This window comes from Dellaglioa sp. CoH-57-MRSF-19 (genome assembly GCF_056781975.1).
On the sequence record NZ_JBXAXW010000032.1, the window covers coordinates 1 to 975 of the forward strand.

The following is a 975-nucleotide window of genomic DNA, read 5'->3' on the forward strand; positions in this document are numbered from 1 at the left end:
GTACTTAGCGAGTACGAAATCAAATGGCTGGCCGCGTCGCCCGAAGCGCTGCGCGTTGCCGCCGACTACCATGACTATCAGGCGACGATTGCCGACGCCTAAGACTATGGTGAGTGCGTGCCGCATCACGAGAACAGGGCCCGTGAACTCCGAGCCGAGGCCGCGCGTATCGAGCAATGTTACGACAACGGGGATGACCCGTACGAAGGATAAAAGATGAGCGAAAAAGAAAAACGTGTGTTTTTCACGCAAGAGTGGCAGAAGCATGAACGTGAGGTGACCTATCCGTACTACCGAGCAAAGTCCGAGGTCACAGAAAACGATCGCGGGAGTTACGTGTATGAACGCGTAGAGCGCACGAAGATCACACGTATCGAGGTCACGGCGGGATCGCAGTACAAGATCAGCACGCACCGAAATACGAGTACGGCGACGAGTCGGGACGAGAGCATTTTGTATATGCTGGGTTCCTACCCATATGCATGTACGGAACAGCAGTTCAACGAAAAGATGAGTGAGGCGCTTGCCGCGATTGGTGTCGAGAACCCGCTCGGGGCACTGGAACGCGCGGCCGCAGATGGGGTGCCAGTGCCACTCAAGATGTGGCTTTCGGCGGCTGGCATCAATCTGGTCGAACTGGAAAAGGACATCGTAGACGGCGAGGATTTGCGCGTTCTGCTCACGAATAACACGATCAACGTGCTGGAAGAGGTGGCTCGCGGCATCGTGACCAGCATGTTGGACGGCGCTGATAGTCTAGAGAGCTGGCTGATGCGTGAAGGGCTAGCCTCGTACAACGAGCTTTTCCCAGACGATTGGGATGAGTATCAGGCAGCGCAGGACCGGCGTCGCGCGACCCGCATCGAGTGGCTTAACCATATTTTGGAGAACCTATGACACCTGTAGAACATGAGCTTATGGAGCACGCGCTCGCCACGCTGGAAGCGAAGCCCGACCACCAAACGATTTGCGGCG

The 975-nt window shown here is 56.4% G+C and carries 1 protein-coding gene; it reads left to right on the forward strand.

The genetic code is table 11. The annotated features are described in order from the left end of the window. Positions 1 to 216 precede the first annotated feature (216 nt). Positions 217 to 897 carry a hypothetical protein gene (locus tag AC1RO3_RS07975; RefSeq protein ID WP_481763927.1) on the forward strand — a complete coding sequence of 227 codons (681 nt, stop codon included), beginning with the start codon at positions 217 to 219 and terminating at the stop codon, positions 895 to 897. Positions 898 to 975 lie beyond the last annotated feature (78 nt).